We start from the raw sequence: 17594 nt of genomic DNA, 5'->3' as shown, positions 1-17594 counted from the left end.
ACTCAATCTCAAATCTCAAATCTCAGCACTCTCCTCTTCCAATGCCCAATCCCCTATGCCCATACCTTTAGGTTGGCGCAGCCTAGCCCCATTCCCAATACTCCTAACTGAACTCAAAGCGATAGAATGAGGGTTTAATTACCCTTCTACTATCGTTCGGGGTCGATTGTGACAGAAGCGAAAACTTACAAAGATACCGTCAACTTGCCCCAGACTAAGTTTGATATGCGGGCTAGCGCTGTCAAACGGGAACCGGAATTGCAAAAATTTTGGGCAGAGCAACAGATTTATGAACGGCTGTCGCAGGAAAATCCCGGCGAGTTGTTTATTTTGCACGATGGCCCACCCTACGCTAATGGCGCACTCCACATTGGGCACGCCTTAAATAAAATTCTCAAAGACATCATCAACCGCTACCAACTGCTGCAAGGGCGCAAGGTTCGCTATGTCCCTGGTTGGGACTGTCACGGCTTACCCATTGAGCTGAAAGTGTTGCAAGAAATGAAGCAAGAGGAGCGCAAACAACTCACGCCCTTGCAATTGCGCCACAAAGCCCGTGACTTTGCCGTTAAAACGGTGGAACAGCAAAGCCAGGACTTCCAGCGCTACGGCGTTTGGGGCGACTGGGCACACCCTTACTTGACTTTAAAACCCGAATACGAAGCAGCACAAATTGGCGTATTTGGCCAGATGGTCTTGAAAGGCTATATCTACCGGGGACGCAAGCCGGTGCACTGGAGTCCGAGTTCAAAAACAGCCCTCGCTGAAGCCGAACTGGAATATCCCGAAGGGCACACTTCGCGCAGCCTCTATGCTGCCTTCGAGATGACAGATTTGGCGTCAACTGTGCCGGCACAATGGCAGAGTTATTTACCGGCTCTCGGCGTCGCTATCTGGACAACAACCCCTTGGACAATCCCCGCTAACTTAGCTGTCAGCGTTAACCCTGAACTTAGCTACGCCCTAGTAGAAACGGCTGAAGATTCAGTTAAATACAAATATTTAATTGTCGCTGCTGATTTAGTTGAACGCCTTTCCGCAACACTAGGTGTAAATTTAACCGTCAAAGGCACAGTGAAAGGCGCGGCGCTAGAACATTCCAGCTACCGGCACCCATTATTTGACCGGCAGAGTGAAATTGTCATCGGCGGCGATTATGTCACCACCGAATCCGGCACCGGCTTGGTACACACCGCACCCGGACATGGTTTAGAAGACTATCAAGTTGGACAGCGTTATGGGTTGCAGGTGCTTGCGCCGGTGGATGAAGATGGCAACTTTACCGCAGAAGCCGGTCAGTTTGCCGGTATGAATGTGCTGGGAGAAGGCAACGGCGCTGTTGTTGAAGCTCTTGCAGAAGCCGGTTCCTTACTTAAAGAAGAACCCTACGTTCACAAATATCCCTACGACTGGCGTACCAAAAAACCGACTATTTTTCGGGCAACGGAACAGTGGTTTGCTTCCGTTGAAGGCTTCCGGGAAGAAGCGATGAAAGCCATTGCCGAAGTGAAATGGATTCCCAGCCAAGGGGAAAACCGGATTAAATCAATGGTTTCAGAACGTTCTGACTGGTGTATCTCCCGTCAGCGTAATTGGGGCGTTCCCATTCCCGTTTTCTATGACGAAGAAACCGGCGAACCCCTGTTGAATGAAGAAACTATCTCCCACGTTCAGGCAATTGTGGCAGAAAAAGGTTCAGATGCTTGGTGGGAACTGCCGGTTGAAGAATTGCTGCCGGCATCCTATCGCAACAACGGCAAAACCTACCGCAAAGGCAGCGACACAATGGACGTTTGGTTCGACTCAGGCTCATCTTGGGCAGCAGTCGCCAGACAGCGCGAAGAATTGCACTATCCAGTTGATATGTATCTGGAAGGTTCCGATCAGCATCGCGGTTGGTTCCAATCCAGTTTACTCACCAGCGTGGCAAATAACGGCTGTGCGCCCTATAAAACGGTCTTAACTCACGGCTTTGTTCTCGATGAAAAAGGCCGCAAGATGAGCAAATCGATGGGCAATGTTGTTGACCCAAAAATTGTCATTGAAGGCGGCAAAAATCAACAAACAGAACCGCCTTATGGGGCAGATATTCTGCGTTTGTGGGTGTCATCGGTCGATTATTCTTCCGATGTTCCTCTCGGGAAAAACATTCTGAAACAAATGTCAGATGTTTACCGAAAAATTCGCAACACAGCGCGGTTTTTATTAGGCAATGTGCATGATTTTGAGCCAACTCAAAATGCTGTGCCTTACGAACAACTGCCGCAGCTTGATCGATATATGCTGCACCGGATGACAGAAGTTTTTGCAGAAGTTAAAGCAGCCTACGAGAATTTTGAATTTGATCGAGTTTTCCAAGCTGTACAGAATTTCTGTGTCGTCGATTTATCGAACTTCTACTTAGATAGTGCCAAAGACCGGCTTTATATCAGCGCCCCCGATGCTTTCCGACGTCGCAGTTGTCAAACTGTGCTAGTCATTGCTCTGGAAAACTTAGCCAAAGCGATTGCACCGATTCTCTGCCACATGGCAGAAGATATCTGGCAGTATATCCCTTATTCAACCGCTGAAAAATCAGTGTTTGAAGCCGGCTGGGTAAAAGTAGAAGATAGCTGGAAAAAACCAGAATTATCGCAAGTCTGGCAGCAATTGCGGCAAATTCGCGGTGAAGTTAACCAAGTTCTAGAAGAAGCCCGCAAAGATAAAACAATTGGCTCATCTTTAGAAGCGAAAGTGCTGCTCTATGTTGCTGATGCAGAATTGCGCCGGCAGATGCAAACGATCAACCCTGATAGCTTAGACGGAAACGGCGTTGATGAACTGCGCTACCTATTTATTTCCTCTGAGGTGGAATTACTAGATTCACCGGCATCTCTGGAAGGAGTACAATATAAATCCCAATCTGAAGCGCTGGGAATTGGCGTTGTTAAAGCAGATGGAGAGAAATGTGATCGCTGCTGGAATTACTCAACTCATGTTGGTGAATCAACCGAGCATCCTTTAATTTGTGAAAGATGCGAGCCGGCGTTGGCTGGGCAGTTTTAAACCTGTGAAATGAAAAGAGGAAAAGATGCCGGTTGTTTATCTCGGCATCTTTTTTATTGTCTTATAATGATTCCTACCCTGTTGCGTTGCTTGGCGAAGCTTAAACAGAACAATTCATAATTGTTTAGAAACAGTTTTTCTAGTTCTAACCTACTAATAATTTTTAGTTTCAAAGTAGCGAATCTCCATTATCTTAACTGGAATAAACTAGCTGAACAATTCTAGGTTAAAATCGGCACGATTATTGTGTATTATGTCACGTGGAAAGTTAACAATTCAATGAGCCTGAATCTTCCGAAAGAGAGAGGATAAGAAACCATCGAACGTCTTAGCGTGGAGGCATAATTTTCACTGATTGGATAAAGTCTTTGAGATTGTCAAACACACAGATATAGAAGATTTCTATATTTTCCCGCACCGGGACACTTATGTCCTCCGGTGTAGGCTCAGGAAATGCCTAATAGGACAAACGCTATGAGGCAATATAATCGGTTTCTCCCTAACTGGACACGACGACAACTTCTTCGGTTTGGGGTAGCCGCTGTTGTCTTACCCCTCGCTGTCTCTCAAATATCCAGTTGCCTAAAACAGGACTTATCGATTATGAGAAGCTCGAAGCAAGCTGGTTCAGCTGCGACTGAAGGACGATTGCGTTCTCGTCCAAGTCAGCCCACAGAAGCCGGAATTCCCGGACTCCATCCGTTGAAGTTGGATGTTAAGCGAGATGGCTTCCTCTACGTGCCCAAGGGCTATCGCCCTGAGCGTCCCGCCCCTCTCGTCTTGATGCTACACGGTGCAGGAGGCGACGCTGAGGGCGCACTGAATATCGTTCGCAGCCTAGCAGATCCATACGAGACGATTTTGCTCGCTGTAGACTCACGCCGGCAGACTTGGGATGTGATTATGGGTCAGTATGGACCCGACATTGCCTTCATGGATCGGGCACTGGCACAGACCTTCAGCCGTTATGCCATAGATCCAAGCCGGCTGGCAGTTGCCGGCTTCTCTGATGGCGCTTCCTATGCTCTCTCGGTTGGCGTCACCAATGGCGACTTGTTTACCCATGTCGTTGCCTTCTCACCCGGATTCATGTCACCGGCAGCCCAAGTTGGCAAACCCCAATTGTTCATCTCTCACGGCCAACGGGACGAGGTTCTACGAATTGATCGATGTAGCCGTCGAATTGTACCTGTAATGCAGCGAGCCGGCTATGAGGTGGTATACGAGGAATTTGATGGGCCTCATACGGTTCCTGGGCCAATTGCTCAGAAAGCCTTAGAGTGGTTTAGAGAAGCATCCCCAACTGAGAGTTGACCATCCCTTCTGCTTGAATCATTGAAAAGGCAGCTTCTCCTAAAATCCTGGGTGCTGCTGTTGCCGTTATGAAGCCAACCCAGAACAAAAACTTCTGTGGGTTCCCATCGTTACATTGATACAGCCAAACTTTCTCGGAGCGTGTTAGCATCTAGAGCCGCAATCTTCTAGCCAGAATGCTATTGACTTAATACCCTGACCGTATCCTAGGAGAAATGTTTACGGGATTCAAGACGATTTTGTTCAGCCGTTTGCCACGCGCTCCGGCGAATCGCATCTTCAACTTCAGCAATTGTGAATCTGTGTTGGCTTATGTAACCGAAAGTGTGTTGGGAAAGCTGAATCGGTTTTACTTTTGATTCAAATGTTCTCTAGATATTTCACCACTATTTGTGTTACTTCAAATTCAATCTTTGAGCTTTCTGATTTTCAAGCTTCATCTCCAGAAAACCAATCCTCATCTTTTTTTATTCTATAAGTTTTACTCAGAAAAAGCTTTCCAGAATTTTTTAGACAGGCTCAAATTAATCAATTTGTCACTGACATAAACCGGCAAATTTTTATTCGGCAAAGTGCGGGTTTGACAGGGTTGATGGGGAGCGGATTTCTCGACTTTTGTCAAGATACGTTAAAATCTGTCTCTACAACCAATCCTAGTCCGATATAAACACAAACGCTGATTGAGCCTATGAAACTTAAAAGTCACGCTTTTGCTGTAGACCAGTTGATCCCCGCTAAATATACCTGCGATGGGCAAAATATTTCCCCACCGCTGAGTTGGGATGAAGTGCCGGCAGAAACCCAAAGCTTCGCGCTGATCGTTGATGATCCCGATGCACCAGGGGGGACATTTGTCCACTGGGTTCTTTACAACTTGCCGGCAGAAACTCGCCAACTGCCAGAGAATGTAAGCAATCCCGGCGGCTTCCCAGGAAAAAATAATTTTGACACATTTGGTTATGGTGGCCCTTGTCCCCCAAGCGGCACCCACCGCTACTTTTTCAAACTCTACGCCTTGAATGACAACCTGGAACTCGAAGCTGGGATCGAAAAGGACGATTTGTTGAGAGCGATGGAAAGCCACATTTTGGCCACAGCAGAACTCGTAGGACACTACACCCGAAAATCTTAGCGCTGTAGCTTCACGGCGGTGCCGGTAGCAGTAATGAGCAACAGACTGCCGGCTCCGTCAATGTTAATCGTGCCGGTGTCTATTTCGACGCCAATCACCGCATCTGCACCCATACGCTGAGCGCGTTGTTCCAGTTCTGCAAGTGCATCCCGTTGCCCACGTTCAAACACCTGTTCGTAGCTGCCGGTACGCCCACCGATGATATCGCGAATGCCGGCAAAAAAATCTCGCACAGCGTTGGTGCCGTAAACCACTTCAGCCGTTACAATCCCCAAATAATCTTGAATGACCATCCCTTGAAGAACGTCAGTTGTTGTTACAATCATTGGTTGTCCTCGCAATGTGAAAAAAGTCGCACAAATCCGGATATCAATATCAATCATGGCTGATTGAATATTGAAGCAACAGTAGCACATTAGATTTGGCAGGAATATCTTAGGCCGTGCAAAAGCAAACTCTGTTCGTCGTCAGTTTCTGGTTGTTGGGATCGCTCCCCGCCACCCAGCCACCTGTCGCCCAAGCTCAAGCACTTGTGGCGCAAAACAACAACAACCAACAGCTGGGCAAACTTCTCCAGCAAGCCCGTGAATTAGTGAACAAAGGAGATTTTCCCACCGCCTTAACACTTTACGAACAAGCAGCCAACTTAGACCGCAAAAACGCCCGAATTTTCTCTGGCATAGGCTACGTGCAAGCGCGTCAGGCAAACTACGAAGCAGCAGCAGAAGCCTACCGGCAAGCCGTTGCCATTGAACCCAATAATGGAGATTTTCAATACGCGCTGGGATTCAGTTTAGCTCAAGCCGGCGATAATGCCGGTGCTGCCGGTGCCTATCGTCGCGCCGCCCAAATTGATCCGAAAAACATGAATGCTTTGGTGGCACTAGGCGTTGTGCTGATGCGCCAGGAAGACTACAAAGGCGCTGAGAATGCGTTTCAAAAAGCCATTGATCTTGACGGCAAATACTGGAAGGCTTATGAGTCGATGGGGTTATCGCTCGTACGGCAAGGCCGGCATCAGGAAGCAATTGAGGTGCTGCAGCGAGCCGCTGGAATGGCTCCCAGGCAAGCAAGTGTGAAGCTGGGTTTAGGCACCGCTTACTTGGCGCAAGGCAACTTAAACGCTGCGAGAGTGGAATTAGAACGAGCTGCCCAACTAGAGCCGCGTAATGCTGACATTCACTTCCAAGTTGGCAAAATATATCAAGCGCAAAATGATTTGGCTCGTGCTCTCGTAGCTTATAAACAAGCTATAACCATTAATCCCAAATCTGTAGAAGCACAAGCGGCAATTGGTGACGTTCGGTTGCAACAGCAGGATTATTTAGCAGCGATTGTGGCTTACGAAGAGGTTATTGAACTCGCTCCTGAAAATGCGGGAGCTTACTATAACCTGGCTCTAGCATTTAAAGGTCGCGATCGCCAGAAAGAAGCAAAAGAAGCCTTTGAGGAAGCCCGCAAACTCTATAAAAAGCAGGGCAACAATGAATGGGTGGAAAAAGTTGATAAAATGCTGCGAGAACTCAAAAACTGATTAGATTTAGAACTCAGGTAAAAATGAAGAATTAAGCATTGAAAATAGAGTCTCTTAATTCTTCATTTTTCTCAAGTTTCGTACCCTGGAAACGCGAACATATAACGTCTCCACTGCCCCAGAAACGAAGTTCATCTAGACTTATCGACCTATACCCAACAGTAGGCTATCACTCACATCTGCGTTGATCTGCGGTTGAAAAAAACCCAATTGCCGGCAGAACCTTTACTGACTTGGACTCACAGACCGGCGGCCAACCACCCGGTAAACATCAACCGTTTGCTGCTTACCCTTCAAAGCCAGGGGACCCCAGTGTTCTACGAAAAACTCATCTTCAATGTGAACCAAAGTTTCCTTAGCAATTAACACCCGGCAAATGCTAGATTGCCGGTCTTTCTCGCAACTTTCTAGCCGGGAAGCAATGTTAACACTATCGCCAATGATGCCGTATTCCATCCGCTCTTTGCCCCCCAAACTGCCGGCAACAACCGGCCCCGTAAAAATCCCTACCCGCATTTGAACCACCGGCAACCCCCGCCGCTGCCAGTCCGCGTTAATTTCCTTGAGGCGTTCTCCAAATGCCATCCCGCAAGACACGGCATGACGCGCATCCTCGGCAATCTCGGTATCACTGCTGCGAACCATTGGCACTCCAAACGCGGCCATAATGCCATCGCCGGTAAACTTATTAATAATGCCTTTATGCTCCCGCACCGTCTCACTCAAAACGCTGAGATATTCGTTTAACCACTCCAGCAAAACTTCTGGCGGCATTTGTTCTGAGATCGTGCTGAAATCTTTAAGGTCTGTAAACATCATGGTGGCGATCAGCTTTTGTCCGGAAAGCTTTCCCGACTTGAGTAAACGATCGCGACTGTTCCAAAGCGCCTCAGCCACTTCGGGGGAAGTATTTTGCCCCAAAAGCTTCATGACCATTTGTTGTTGCTGTTGGGCTTGATAGCCCCGGTAAGCAAGAACTAAACCACCAGTGACTAAGGTGGCTAAAGCCGGCGTTGCGGTGGAAACCCAACCGGCACGGGTGAACAGATAAAAGCTGGTGCCAAACACGATCACAACCACCCCGGTTACACTCATGATCAGCCCCACCGGATGGCGGACATACCAAGCCAAAGTTCCCCCAACAACTGCCCAGAACCCAACCCACAACACCTCCGCCCATTCTGGCCAAAACCAGAACAGAGGGCGTTCTCCTAGGGTTGCCGTGAGGATGTGGCTAACCATTTGCGCGTGAACCAATACCCCAGCCATCTTGGGTTCCTGCTTTTGGCTGGGACTGTAGGGGGTCAAGAAAAGGTCTCTTTTACTTGGCGCTGTGTAGCCAATGAGAACGATTTTGTCTTTTATCCAAGCCGGCTCGATCTGGCCATACAACACCTGCGTCAAGCTGACGACGCGTGCAACATTGCGAGCGGATCGATAATTGAGCAAGACCTGATAACCTTGGGCATCCAGCTTTTCATAGCCCCCAGAATTGGGCTGTAGCTGCGTAAATGCTGCCTTTCCCCAATAGATGAGGTAAGGGTCACTTTTGCTGTTTTGAGGCTCGATCCCGCGCTGTGCTAAATAGCTGGAGGCTAACTGTAAGGCGAACGAGTAAAGAACGGTGTCTGGAGTGAGGTTGCCAAACAGCAAACTGCGACGCACAACGCCGTCTGCATCTTGCAGGATGTCGTTAAACCCGATGCGTTCTACCGGCACACTTGGTGGCGGCGGCACTTCCAGTCTGCCGGTATTAGACAGACCCATTTTAGTAATGGCGATCACGTTGGGCTTTTTCAGTTGCACCTCAAGTTGATCGATCCCGGTTCCTTGGGCAATGTCTCGAAAGATGTCTAAACCAATGACTGCCGGCTGATATTGCTGTAATTTCTCCAGCGCTATGGCTACGAACTGATCCGAGACCGTTGATTGCTTAAGAGTTTGGATATCATCTTCTGTAATAGCGACCACCAGCAGCCGGGGATCTGGGCCTTCATCTGCCCTGCGTAGCACCATCCGGTCGAAAACCGCCAGTTCTACAGGTTGCAGCCAGCCCAACTGCCGCGCTGCCAGCACTGCGCCGGTTACAGATATAGAGGCGATGAAGACGGCCCCCCAACTCGTTAAGTCCGGTGTTTTATGGTGAAGCCGGCGAAAAAACTTAGAAATCACGGACGATCTAGATTCAAAGCCCTGAAACAATGGTGCCACACAGGTCGAGATCAGGGCGGACAAGTTTTTCGGTTTGCTGTTCAATCAACCTGCTTCTCTCTTAATAACTAGATTTCCAAAGGTTAATAATGGCAATTCAGAGGTTTGATTACCTTTTTTATCTGTCTGGGCTTAACAACCCTCCCTGCGGGTAAACCCTCATTGCTCTTAGCGCCTGATTCGCCTGTCCGGTTCGGCTAAATTCATCCAACTTTATTAAAAATTGTTTAGCCTTTTACGAGCGCACCGTCTGTTCAAACCCAACCTATTTTTTGCAGTGTTCTTATCATTTATTTTGCTGAGAAGGCATTTTCAAGCGCTTTTCTATAAAACAGTTAGCGCTGTATTTTTACAAAATATGGTGATAGCATAGCTGCGGTTAATCGAGTTTGTACAGATTTTTTATTGAAAATGATAGTAGACTACTCATAGACTAAAACATTTTTACATTCAAGTCGAGGGGTTGAGCCAAGCGAGTGTCAAACCCCTAGGCTGGCCGTCCGCCTGGTTGCAAACACCAAACTGAAGCCGGTTCTCAAAACACCCTAACTCAGCACTGATCACTCAAAACACCCTCCGACTCAGACAGTTGGGGAATTTGCGGGCCGGTTGTTACATTCGACAGCTTAATCGTTTAGTCATTGCCGGCACCGACTAAAATTTTCCCATCCCTGCTCATAGCCAGTGCCAAAATTGGCAGAGAATGACCGGCAAGGGTATGAATGACTTCGCCGCTGTTCAAACTCCAAATTTTGATAGTTTGTTCCCGACTGACACCAGCGATCACCGGCACTTCACTTTTTGTCCCCACAGCTTAACTGATGACGACGGCTGAATGTCCCGACAGGGTACGAGCAAGCTGATTTTGGATCTTAAAGTTTTCCCAGCTAGGCACCTCTTCCCTGGCTGCACTAACCGTGACAGATCTTAAGCTAGTGCAAAAAAGGCTAATGAGCGCGATCAAAGCTATCCTTTGCAATGGCATAATGATTTGATGTATTAATTCTTGAATGGATTTCAGTGTAGTCTGCTTTTTTCAACGTGCCTAAACAGCAGCGCTCGGTATAGCAGCACAGGGATTGCCATCTACATTTGTGCTTTATTTTCCCAAAATATATCTATCTCAAGAGTGAAGTTGGGTATTTAATCGCCCCAGTATAATTTTCTCTGTATGAGTATTAATTTACAACCTGTAAAGGTTAAATTTTATTATGTGGAATAACTTATACTCTCAAAAATTGAGAATAGCCGTCATAAAAACCACTAGAAAAATTTCAGAATATTTAATTAAAACGCGTCTTACTGAAGTTAATGATAAAATAACTGAAGTAATTAAAAAATGGGAAATCCCCTTAATAAATGAAACTTCTAAAGATCATATACATTTTGAAGGAGAAAAAGATATCGACAGCTTATAAAAAAATAAATCAAATTAAGAAAATATAAACTCATCTAATAGCTTTTCCAAAGTCGTCATTGTAATTTTTTTATCAATGTTTTAAGGATAGCTAAGCGCAAAAAACGTTGTTTTGGTGAAAAACGCGGTTGGTTGCTCCGATTTTCAAGGCTTGATCGATATCTTATTGCAGAAGCCGGCAACCAATTCTATAGAGTGTATCGGCATTTTTACAACTCCCCTATCGGGTGAGCCTGGATTTTCTGTTTTTAGCTAAGCTTTAAATAAAGAGATATCTATCATTAGAGCAAACACAATGGCTGTAACAGCAGTTGATCCCTTTTTACAGGGCAATTTTGCGCCGGTGCGCGAGGAAATCACAGCAGATAATCTTAAAGTGATTGGCGAGTTGCCTCCTGAGTTATCTGGGATGTTTGTGCGAAATGGCCCGAATCCGCAATTCTCACCCATTGGTCGCTATCACTGGTTTGATGGGGATGGGATGTTGCATGGGGTGCAAATTAGCAACGGCAAAGCTTCCTATTGCAATCGCTATGTCCGGACGCGGGGATATAAAATTGAACACGATGCCGGCAAGGCGATTTGGAGTGGGCTGTTGGAACCGCCGCAACCGAATAATCCCCACGGCCCTGGAAAAAATACGGCAAACACGGCTTTAATCTGGCATGATGGTCGCCTTTTGGCACTTTGGGAAGGGGGAGAACCTCATGCAATTGAGTTACCCGGTTTGGAGACTGCCGGCACCTATAATTTTGATGGCAAGCTGGTTTCTGCGTTTACCGCACATCCTAAGGTAGATGCGGTAACGGGTGAGATGATGTTTTTTGGCTACTCGATCGCGTCTCGACCTCACGTCAAATATAGTGTAGTTTCAGCAGAAGGTGAACTGTTGCGAACAGTGCCGATTGAGCTGCCGGTGGGTGTGATGATGCACGATTTTGCCATCACGGAAAACTACACAATTTTTATGGATTTGCCGCTGACTTTTCGCATGGATCGAATGCAAAAAGGTCAACCTGGTTTGATGTTTGAGCGAGATCGTCCAAGCCGGTTTGGGATTGTGCCGCGTCATGGAGATAATAGCAATATTCGCTGGTTTGAAAGTCCGCCCTGTTTCGTATTTCATACCCTGAATGCCTATGAAGATGGGGATGAAGTGGTGTTGCTTGCCTGCCGCATGAATTCTACCAGTGTGTTGGTGTCAGAACCGACACCCGGTGAAACAGAGGGAGAATTTGCTCGTTTATACCGTTGGCGATTTAATCTCAAAACCGGCACTGTGCAAGAGGAAGCATTAGATGATCGCCCTTCAGATTTTCCTCGGTTAAATGAACAATTCATGGGGCGATCTCATCGCTACGGTTACACAGCAAAAACCGCAGCGACTCCGATGCCGGTGTTTGATGGTTTGATTAAGTACGATCTCAATTCTGGAAGTTCCGAAACCCATGAATTCGGACGGGAACGCTTTGGCGGTGAGGCTGTCTTTGTACCCCATCCGGATGCAACAGATGAGGATGCCGGCTGGTTGATCACCTTTGTTTATGATGCCAAAGACGATGTTTCTGAATTAGTCGTTGTCAATGCTCAAGATATGAAATCTGAGCCGGTGGCACGGGTGATTATTCCCCAGCGTGTGCCTTATGGCTTTCACGGAATCTGGGTTTCTGATGAGCAAATAAAAGCAACTGTCTGAAACTTGTAATGCACCCCATCGTAAGGAAGAGAACCCCGGTTTGTTAAAGCAACCGGGGTTTTTCGTGTTCATTCGCAGAAAAATTACCCAAAAAACTTTCCTCAACTCTTCCTGTGGTGAGATTATCGGCAAACCCGTCACTTACAACCTTGGGGTGATGTTTGTGCCGGCTCCAACCAGATATAAACAAACTAGGACAGCAACACAATAATTGTTGTCAGTAAAAAACAGGGGAAATGCACAGAAAATAATATCCCCTAAATGCTTAAAAGCGATTCCCACAGGAACGCAACGAACTCAATCAGAGGAGGAACAACCCATGAAAATATGTGCCGCAATCCTTTCTATTGCCTGCTGCGGGGCAGCAGCATTAGTAGCGCAGAGCGCATACGCATCGGGTGAGTTTAAGGTTGCAGATTTTTCCGAGGCGTCTTGGAGTGCCGTACCAGAAACAGAATCCCCACGGGGCGGAGCCGCACATATAAACCTCAACACTCTGAAAAGGGATGGAGATTTAGTGGTTTATGATGTTGTGATTCCTGATGGTGAATATGGTCGGAATATCGCAAATTGCCAAACCCAAGAAACTCGGACTTTGCGCTTAGGCGGTTTTGATATTCCCTCTGTTGCCTCTTACAAAGAATTAAATTATCCTTGGACTAAGTCTTCTGAATATCAAACAAAGCTTTTAGAATTTGCCTGTTCGGTTTCCGTAGCGCAGAGATAATACGGATAAACTTGTAAGGTTTTTTAAAGTTAAATGCTAGATAGCCTCCCAGTAGCCTTACTGGGGGGTTATACACGTTGTTTGGCATTGAACAAATTTGTGAAATGCGGAATTTAGCAGAGCAATCCGCAAAACAGCGTTTTCACTCAGAGGACGGCTCAACCGGCAAGGGTAGAGAGAAAGATTTTTAAAGAGTGCCGGCACCGCTCAAGGTTGGATACGGCTGTGATCGCTTGGTAAAATTAGCGATTACTTCCAGTCTCTTATTTACCCAACCCATTAAGATTTGCTGAGTTAAGCCAATCTGGAGCAAATCAAAGTGATACAATCCTCAACCAAGCTAGGGGTGCCTGGATAATCAGGCTGAGATTAGACCCTTAGAACCTGAGTCCGGCTAATACCGGCGGAGGGAAGCTGTTTATTGAGGGAATGAAATATGCGTTCAGAATGGATTGCCAAGCGGCATGGACACAAAAACGTGTCTCAAATGCACTACGCTCGTCAGGGTGTGATTACGGAAGAAATGCACTATGTCGCCCAACGGGAAAACCTGCCGGCTGACTTAATTCGGGCAGAAGTGGCGCGGGGACGCATGATTATCCCTGCCAATATTAATCACACGAATTTAGAGCCGATGGGTATTGGCATTGCCTCTAAGTGCAAAGTCAACGCAAATATTGGCGCATCGCCGAACTCTTCTAACCTGGATGAAGAAGTCGATAAGCTGAAGTTAGCGGTGAAATACGGTGCGGATACCGTGATGGATCTGTCCACCGGCGGCGGCAACTTGGATGAAATTCGCACGGCAATTATCAACGCTTCGCCGGTTCCCATCGGCACAGTGCCGGTTTACCAAGCACTGGAAAGCGTCCACGGTACGATTGAAAAGCTGACCCCAGATGATTTTCTTCACGTCATCGAAAAGCACGCCCAGCAAGGGGTTGACTATCAAACCATTCACGCCGGCATTCTGATCGAACACTTGCCTTTGGTGAAAAGCCGCCTCACCGGCATTGTCTCTCGCGGCGGTGGTATCCTCGCACGCTGGATGCTACATCACCACAAGCAAAATCCGCTTTACACCCACTTCCAGGACATCATCGAGATTTTCAAGAAATACGATGTTTCCTTCAGCTTAGGCGACTCTCTGCGTCCCGGTTGCGCTCACGATGCCTCAGATGCCGCCCAACTTGCTGAACTCAAAACCCTCGGACAACTCACCCGCAGGGCGTGGGAAGATGACGTGCAGGTGATGGTGGAAGGGCCAGGTCATGTGCCAATGGATCAAATCGAGTTTAATGTCAAGAAGCAAATGGAAGAGTGCTCTGAAGCGCCTTTCTATGTGCTAGGGCCATTGGTAACGGATATCGCTCCCGGTTATGACCATATCACCTCTGCGATTGGGGCGGCGATGGCCGGCTGGTATGGCACGGCAATGCTGTGTTATGTGACGCCCAAGGAACACCTGGGACTGCCGGATGCAGAAGATGTGCGGAATGGGTTGATCGCTTATAAAATTGCGGCTCATGCTGCGGATATTGCACGGCACCGTCCCGGCGCACGCGATCGCGATGATGAGCTTTCTCGCGCCCGTTATAATTTCGATTGGAACCGGCAATTTGAGTTATCACTTGACCCGGAACGCGCACGGGAATATCACGATGAAACATTGCCGGCGGATATCTATAAAACCGCTGAATTCTGTTCAATGTGCGGCCCCAAATTCTGCCCAATGCAGACGAAGGTTGATGCTGATGCTTTAACAGAACTTGAGAAGTTTTTGGCAAAAGAGCCGGTGGCTCAAGGTTAAATTGCTAACCGAGTAATAGGGTGGGCAAAGCCCACTCTATTATTTAAAGCAGTTATCTTCAAGACAAGCTTTCTACTAAACTTTTATAAATTAGTGAGTAAATTGATAAAATAACATTGACATTGTCTTAATAAAATATTAATTTTTTACTCAAAAATCAGTTAATAAAGAAAGAATTAAGTTATTTGCCGGCAACAGAGAAAACGATGCTAGAATTTTGACCGCTCACCTTTAAGCCTTTAAAATCTATGGGCCGGTACGAAGTAATTTTTCAGAGTGATGCGGACATATCAGAGGAACTGACACCAGAAGAAGCCGGTGTTGCTATCTGTATGATGACAATGTATGCAGATGGTGAACCTTCCGATGAGGAAATTGAACTGTTAAATTCCTATTTGGAAGGTGCGGAACTGATAGAGAAAGCTGAACTCGATGCGGTTATAGAAAAAGTCAACGGCATTGCTAAGCGAGAAGGGCCGGGGCCTTTGTTTAATGCCGCAGTGGCAGCGACTCCTGAAGATGTGGTTCCAGACATTTATCAGTTAGCGCTTTATATTGCTGCCGGTGATGGAACAATTACGGAAGATGAAGCGGAGTATGCTGAACTTCTTGGTGAAGCTTTAGGGCTTTCTGAAGAGGAAATGCAGGAAATTATCGATGAAGTGTTTGCTGAGGAAGAAGAAGAAGAATGAAGATATTTTAGTTTAACTGAAAATTTCTCTGAATCGCTTGTAGTGCCGGCATCTTGCCGGCAAGAACGATGAAACAGATTTAGGGTTGCTATAGAATTGACAGAAATATTGACAGAAATTTTGTAAAAAACTTGGGTAGGCCGGCATCAAAGTCTATCCCACCTAAGAATTTATTACAGAAGTAAGTAGATATTATTCAACTAAACCTCTGATATAGGTTGGGTTCGTTCCTTAACCCAACCTACAAATCTAAAAATTACTCTTCTTCTTCTTCGTCCTCTTCTTCCTCTTCCCCTTCCTCATAATCTTCCTCTTCGTTCTCTTCTTCCTCTTCCTCTTCTTCTTCGTCCTCCTCGTAACCTTCCTCTTCTTCCTCTTCGTCCTCTTCTTCCTCTTCCTCTTCTTCTTCGCCCTCCTCGTAACCTTCCTCTTCTTCCTCTTCTTCCTCTTCTTCGTAAGAGTTTTCTACGTCTTCTGACTCTTCCTCCTCTTCATATTCATATTCTTCTTCCTCATAGTAGTATTCGTACTCTTCTTCCTCCTCTTCATCATAGGTGTAGAAATCCTCATCATCTTCCGCCCAGACGCCGGCACTAAAATCGAGGTCACTGACACCCCGAATTGTCCAGCATTGCCTGCAATATTCAGGATTAGTCATGTAATCATAGGGGATGTAACAATAGCCTTTATCTCCCCAATTTTCACCCCAAGAGTTACGCACCACAAATACTTTGTAGGGGTCAGAATAACCGACACATAGCATTGCGTGATTGCCGTGTTCTTCGCGACCATCTTCGTGATTCAGATCCGGCATGGGGACTCCTCCTTTGTGGCCGGCTTTATCAAAAGATTTGAAAAGCCTTAATCCAAAAGCAAAGGGATAGCCTTCTGCCAGACAGTGTTTCATGGCGAACAGATGGACATCAATTTCCTCTGCTTCTTCGATTAAAAATCTTGTCGCTTCGTCGTAAGCTTCAGTGTAGGGTTGTTCATCCCACAGTTGCGGATCGTAGGGCCAGGTGCCTTCTGTACAAGCGCCCATTTCTTGCAACACTCGGATGCTGGTGGTGATGCTGCTGCCTGCATCGCCTTCGATTCCATCGAATTTTCGGGCGTTGTAATAGATAAACAGCCGGCTGACATCTCCGGCGTCTCCCATTGCGCGTTTCGCTAGATATTCGTAAGCGCCGGCAATCGCGTTTGCCGTACAGCTAGCGACTTGTCCCTGATCTTCTACTTTCGTTAAGTAATGACGCAGATCAACCCTTATGGGCAACTCGGAAGCGCTAAACCGGCTGGCTGTATAATGCTTAGATTTGGGTGGCTTTTTCTGGGAGGGAAGGCAACCATTGATTCTGAGTTTTTTGCCGCTGGAACGTTCGACCAAGTAGGAAGCAATACTTTGTTTTTTGACGCTGGAACGTTCGATCAAGTAGGAAGCAATACTTTTTTTAGCCATATAATCCCTTTGGGCGCTGTCAGACAGGTTAAAAATTGCGAAATTTGCCGGTTATCCGCTTTCGACTGTCAAGTTGAGAAAGCGTGCTGACAAGTAGTTATTCGCTACAATTCTTGTCAAGTAGAGGAAAAGATACCTCCGGGAAAATACCTAAGTTTTTTATCAAATTGCTGAAATTAATTAAGCGCTCTTAACAAGGAGTTACCAAGTTAAATTTTAAGGCGTCTCAGGAAAAGCTAACTTCAGTAAAAATAACAAAAGTTCGGGTGCATCCCACATTGGTAAAAATATTAGGAGTGGGAGCATCTTGCGCCCTGAGATAACAGCCAGCCGGCAAGATGCCTGCGCTCCAAATTGACAAATAGCGATTGCAAATTGAGGCTACACAGACTAAACTTGTCACCGGCACGCGTTCAAAAATATACCTGAAGGCAATAGCTTTCTCTTTAGGAAAGTATAAAATTACTTTATTTGAATTGAATTAAAAATTTTTCTCTAGCAATTATAACACGAGTAGGTGCCAAGCAGCTAGGTGAGGAAAAACCCCTCGCAGTTTT

General features: G+C 46.6%; 12 protein-coding genes and 1 riboswitch. Of the genes, 8 read left to right on the top strand and 4 right to left on the bottom strand.

The window, feature by feature from the left end; all coding sequences use genetic code 11:
* Nucleotides 1–168 precede the first annotated feature (168 nt).
* The 3 genes from ileS (at nt 169) to H6F73_RS00255 (ending at nt 5491) form a co-directional block, all read left to right on the top strand.
* Nucleotides 169–3045, top strand: a complete 2877-nt coding sequence (gene ileS, locus H6F73_RS00265; protein ID WP_190756837.1) for an isoleucine--tRNA ligase — start codon at nt 169–171, stop codon at nt 3043–3045.
* A gap of 603 nt (nt 3046–3648) precedes the next feature.
* The gene (locus tag H6F73_RS00260) at nt 3649–4359 is read left to right on the top strand and encodes an alpha/beta hydrolase-fold protein (RefSeq protein ID WP_190756836.1); all 711 of its coding nucleotides are present in this window, start codon (nt 3649–3651) and stop codon (nt 4357–4359) included.
* Between the two features lie 688 nt (nt 4360–5047).
* Nucleotides 5048–5491, top strand: coding sequence for a YbhB/YbcL family Raf kinase inhibitor-like protein (locus tag H6F73_RS00255; RefSeq protein WP_190756835.1), 444 nt, complete (start codon nt 5048–5050; stop codon nt 5489–5491).
* On the opposite strand, the gene H6F73_RS00250 is transcribed toward H6F73_RS00255, so the two are convergent.
* Complete coding sequence (locus H6F73_RS00250) at nt 5488–5817, bottom strand: YbjQ family protein (protein ID WP_190756834.1); 330 nt, start codon at nt 5815–5817, stop codon at nt 5488–5490. The two genes, H6F73_RS00255 and H6F73_RS00250, sit on opposite strands and share 4 nt — an antisense overlap.
* Nucleotides 5818–5933: 116 nt before the next feature.
* Here H6F73_RS00250 and H6F73_RS00245 point away from each other — a divergent pair, with 116 nt between their 5' ends.
* Nucleotides 5934–7025 carry a tetratricopeptide repeat protein gene (locus tag H6F73_RS00245; RefSeq protein WP_190756833.1) on the top strand — a complete coding sequence of 364 codons (1092 nt, stop codon included), beginning with the start codon at nt 5934–5936 and terminating at the stop codon, nt 7023–7025.
* A gap of 225 nt (nt 7026–7250) precedes the next feature.
* Here the strand turns inward: H6F73_RS00245 and H6F73_RS00240 are convergent, their stop codons facing one another.
* Nucleotides 7251–9197, bottom strand: coding sequence for a CHASE2 domain-containing protein (locus tag H6F73_RS00240; protein ID WP_190756832.1), 1947 nt, complete (start codon nt 9195–9197; stop codon nt 7251–7253).
* 673 nt (nt 9198–9870) lie between these two features.
* Nucleotides 9871–10047, bottom strand: coding sequence for a hypothetical protein (locus tag H6F73_RS00235; RefSeq protein WP_190756831.1), 177 nt, complete (start codon nt 10045–10047; stop codon nt 9871–9873).
* A gap of 901 nt (nt 10048–10948) precedes the next feature.
* Here H6F73_RS00235 and H6F73_RS00230 point away from each other — a divergent pair.
* From H6F73_RS00230 to H6F73_RS00215, 4 genes are all read left to right on the top strand, one after another.
* Nucleotides 10949–12349 (top strand): carotenoid oxygenase family protein, encoded by a 1401-nt coding sequence (locus tag H6F73_RS00230; RefSeq protein WP_190756830.1) that lies wholly within the window; start codon nt 10949–10951, stop codon nt 12347–12349.
* A gap of 319 nt (nt 12350–12668) precedes the next feature.
* The gene (locus H6F73_RS00225) at nt 12669–13076 is read left to right on the top strand and encodes a hypothetical protein (RefSeq protein ID WP_190756829.1); all 408 of its coding nucleotides are present in this window, start codon (nt 12669–12671) and stop codon (nt 13074–13076) included.
* A gap of 332 nt (nt 13077–13408) precedes the next feature.
* A riboswitch (TPP riboswitch) is annotated at nt 13409–13505 on the top strand.
* A 7-nt stretch (nt 13506–13512) separates the two neighbouring features.
* Nucleotides 13513–14886, top strand: a complete 1374-nt coding sequence (thiC, locus tag H6F73_RS00220) for a phosphomethylpyrimidine synthase (protein WP_190756828.1) — start codon at nt 13513–13515, stop codon at nt 14884–14886.
* A gap of 248 nt (nt 14887–15134) precedes the next feature.
* Nucleotides 15135–15578, top strand: a complete 444-nt coding sequence (locus tag H6F73_RS00215; protein ID WP_190756827.1) for a tellurite resistance TerB family protein — start codon at nt 15135–15137, stop codon at nt 15576–15578.
* 256 nt (nt 15579–15834) lie between these two features.
* Here the strand turns inward: H6F73_RS00215 and H6F73_RS00210 are convergent, their stop codons facing one another.
* Entirely contained in the window at nt 15835–17037 is a 1203-nt protein-coding gene (locus H6F73_RS00210) for a C1 family peptidase (protein WP_190756826.1), read from the bottom strand.
* Nucleotides 17038–17594: the final 557 nt, after the last annotated feature.

Source organism: Microcoleus sp. FACHB-68 (genome assembly GCF_014695715.1).
GTDB lineage: Bacteria > Cyanobacteriota > Cyanobacteriia > Cyanobacteriales > Oscillatoriaceae > FACHB-68.
Note: the sequence above shows the minus strand (reverse complement) of the source record. Positions and strands in the feature narration are given on the sequence as shown.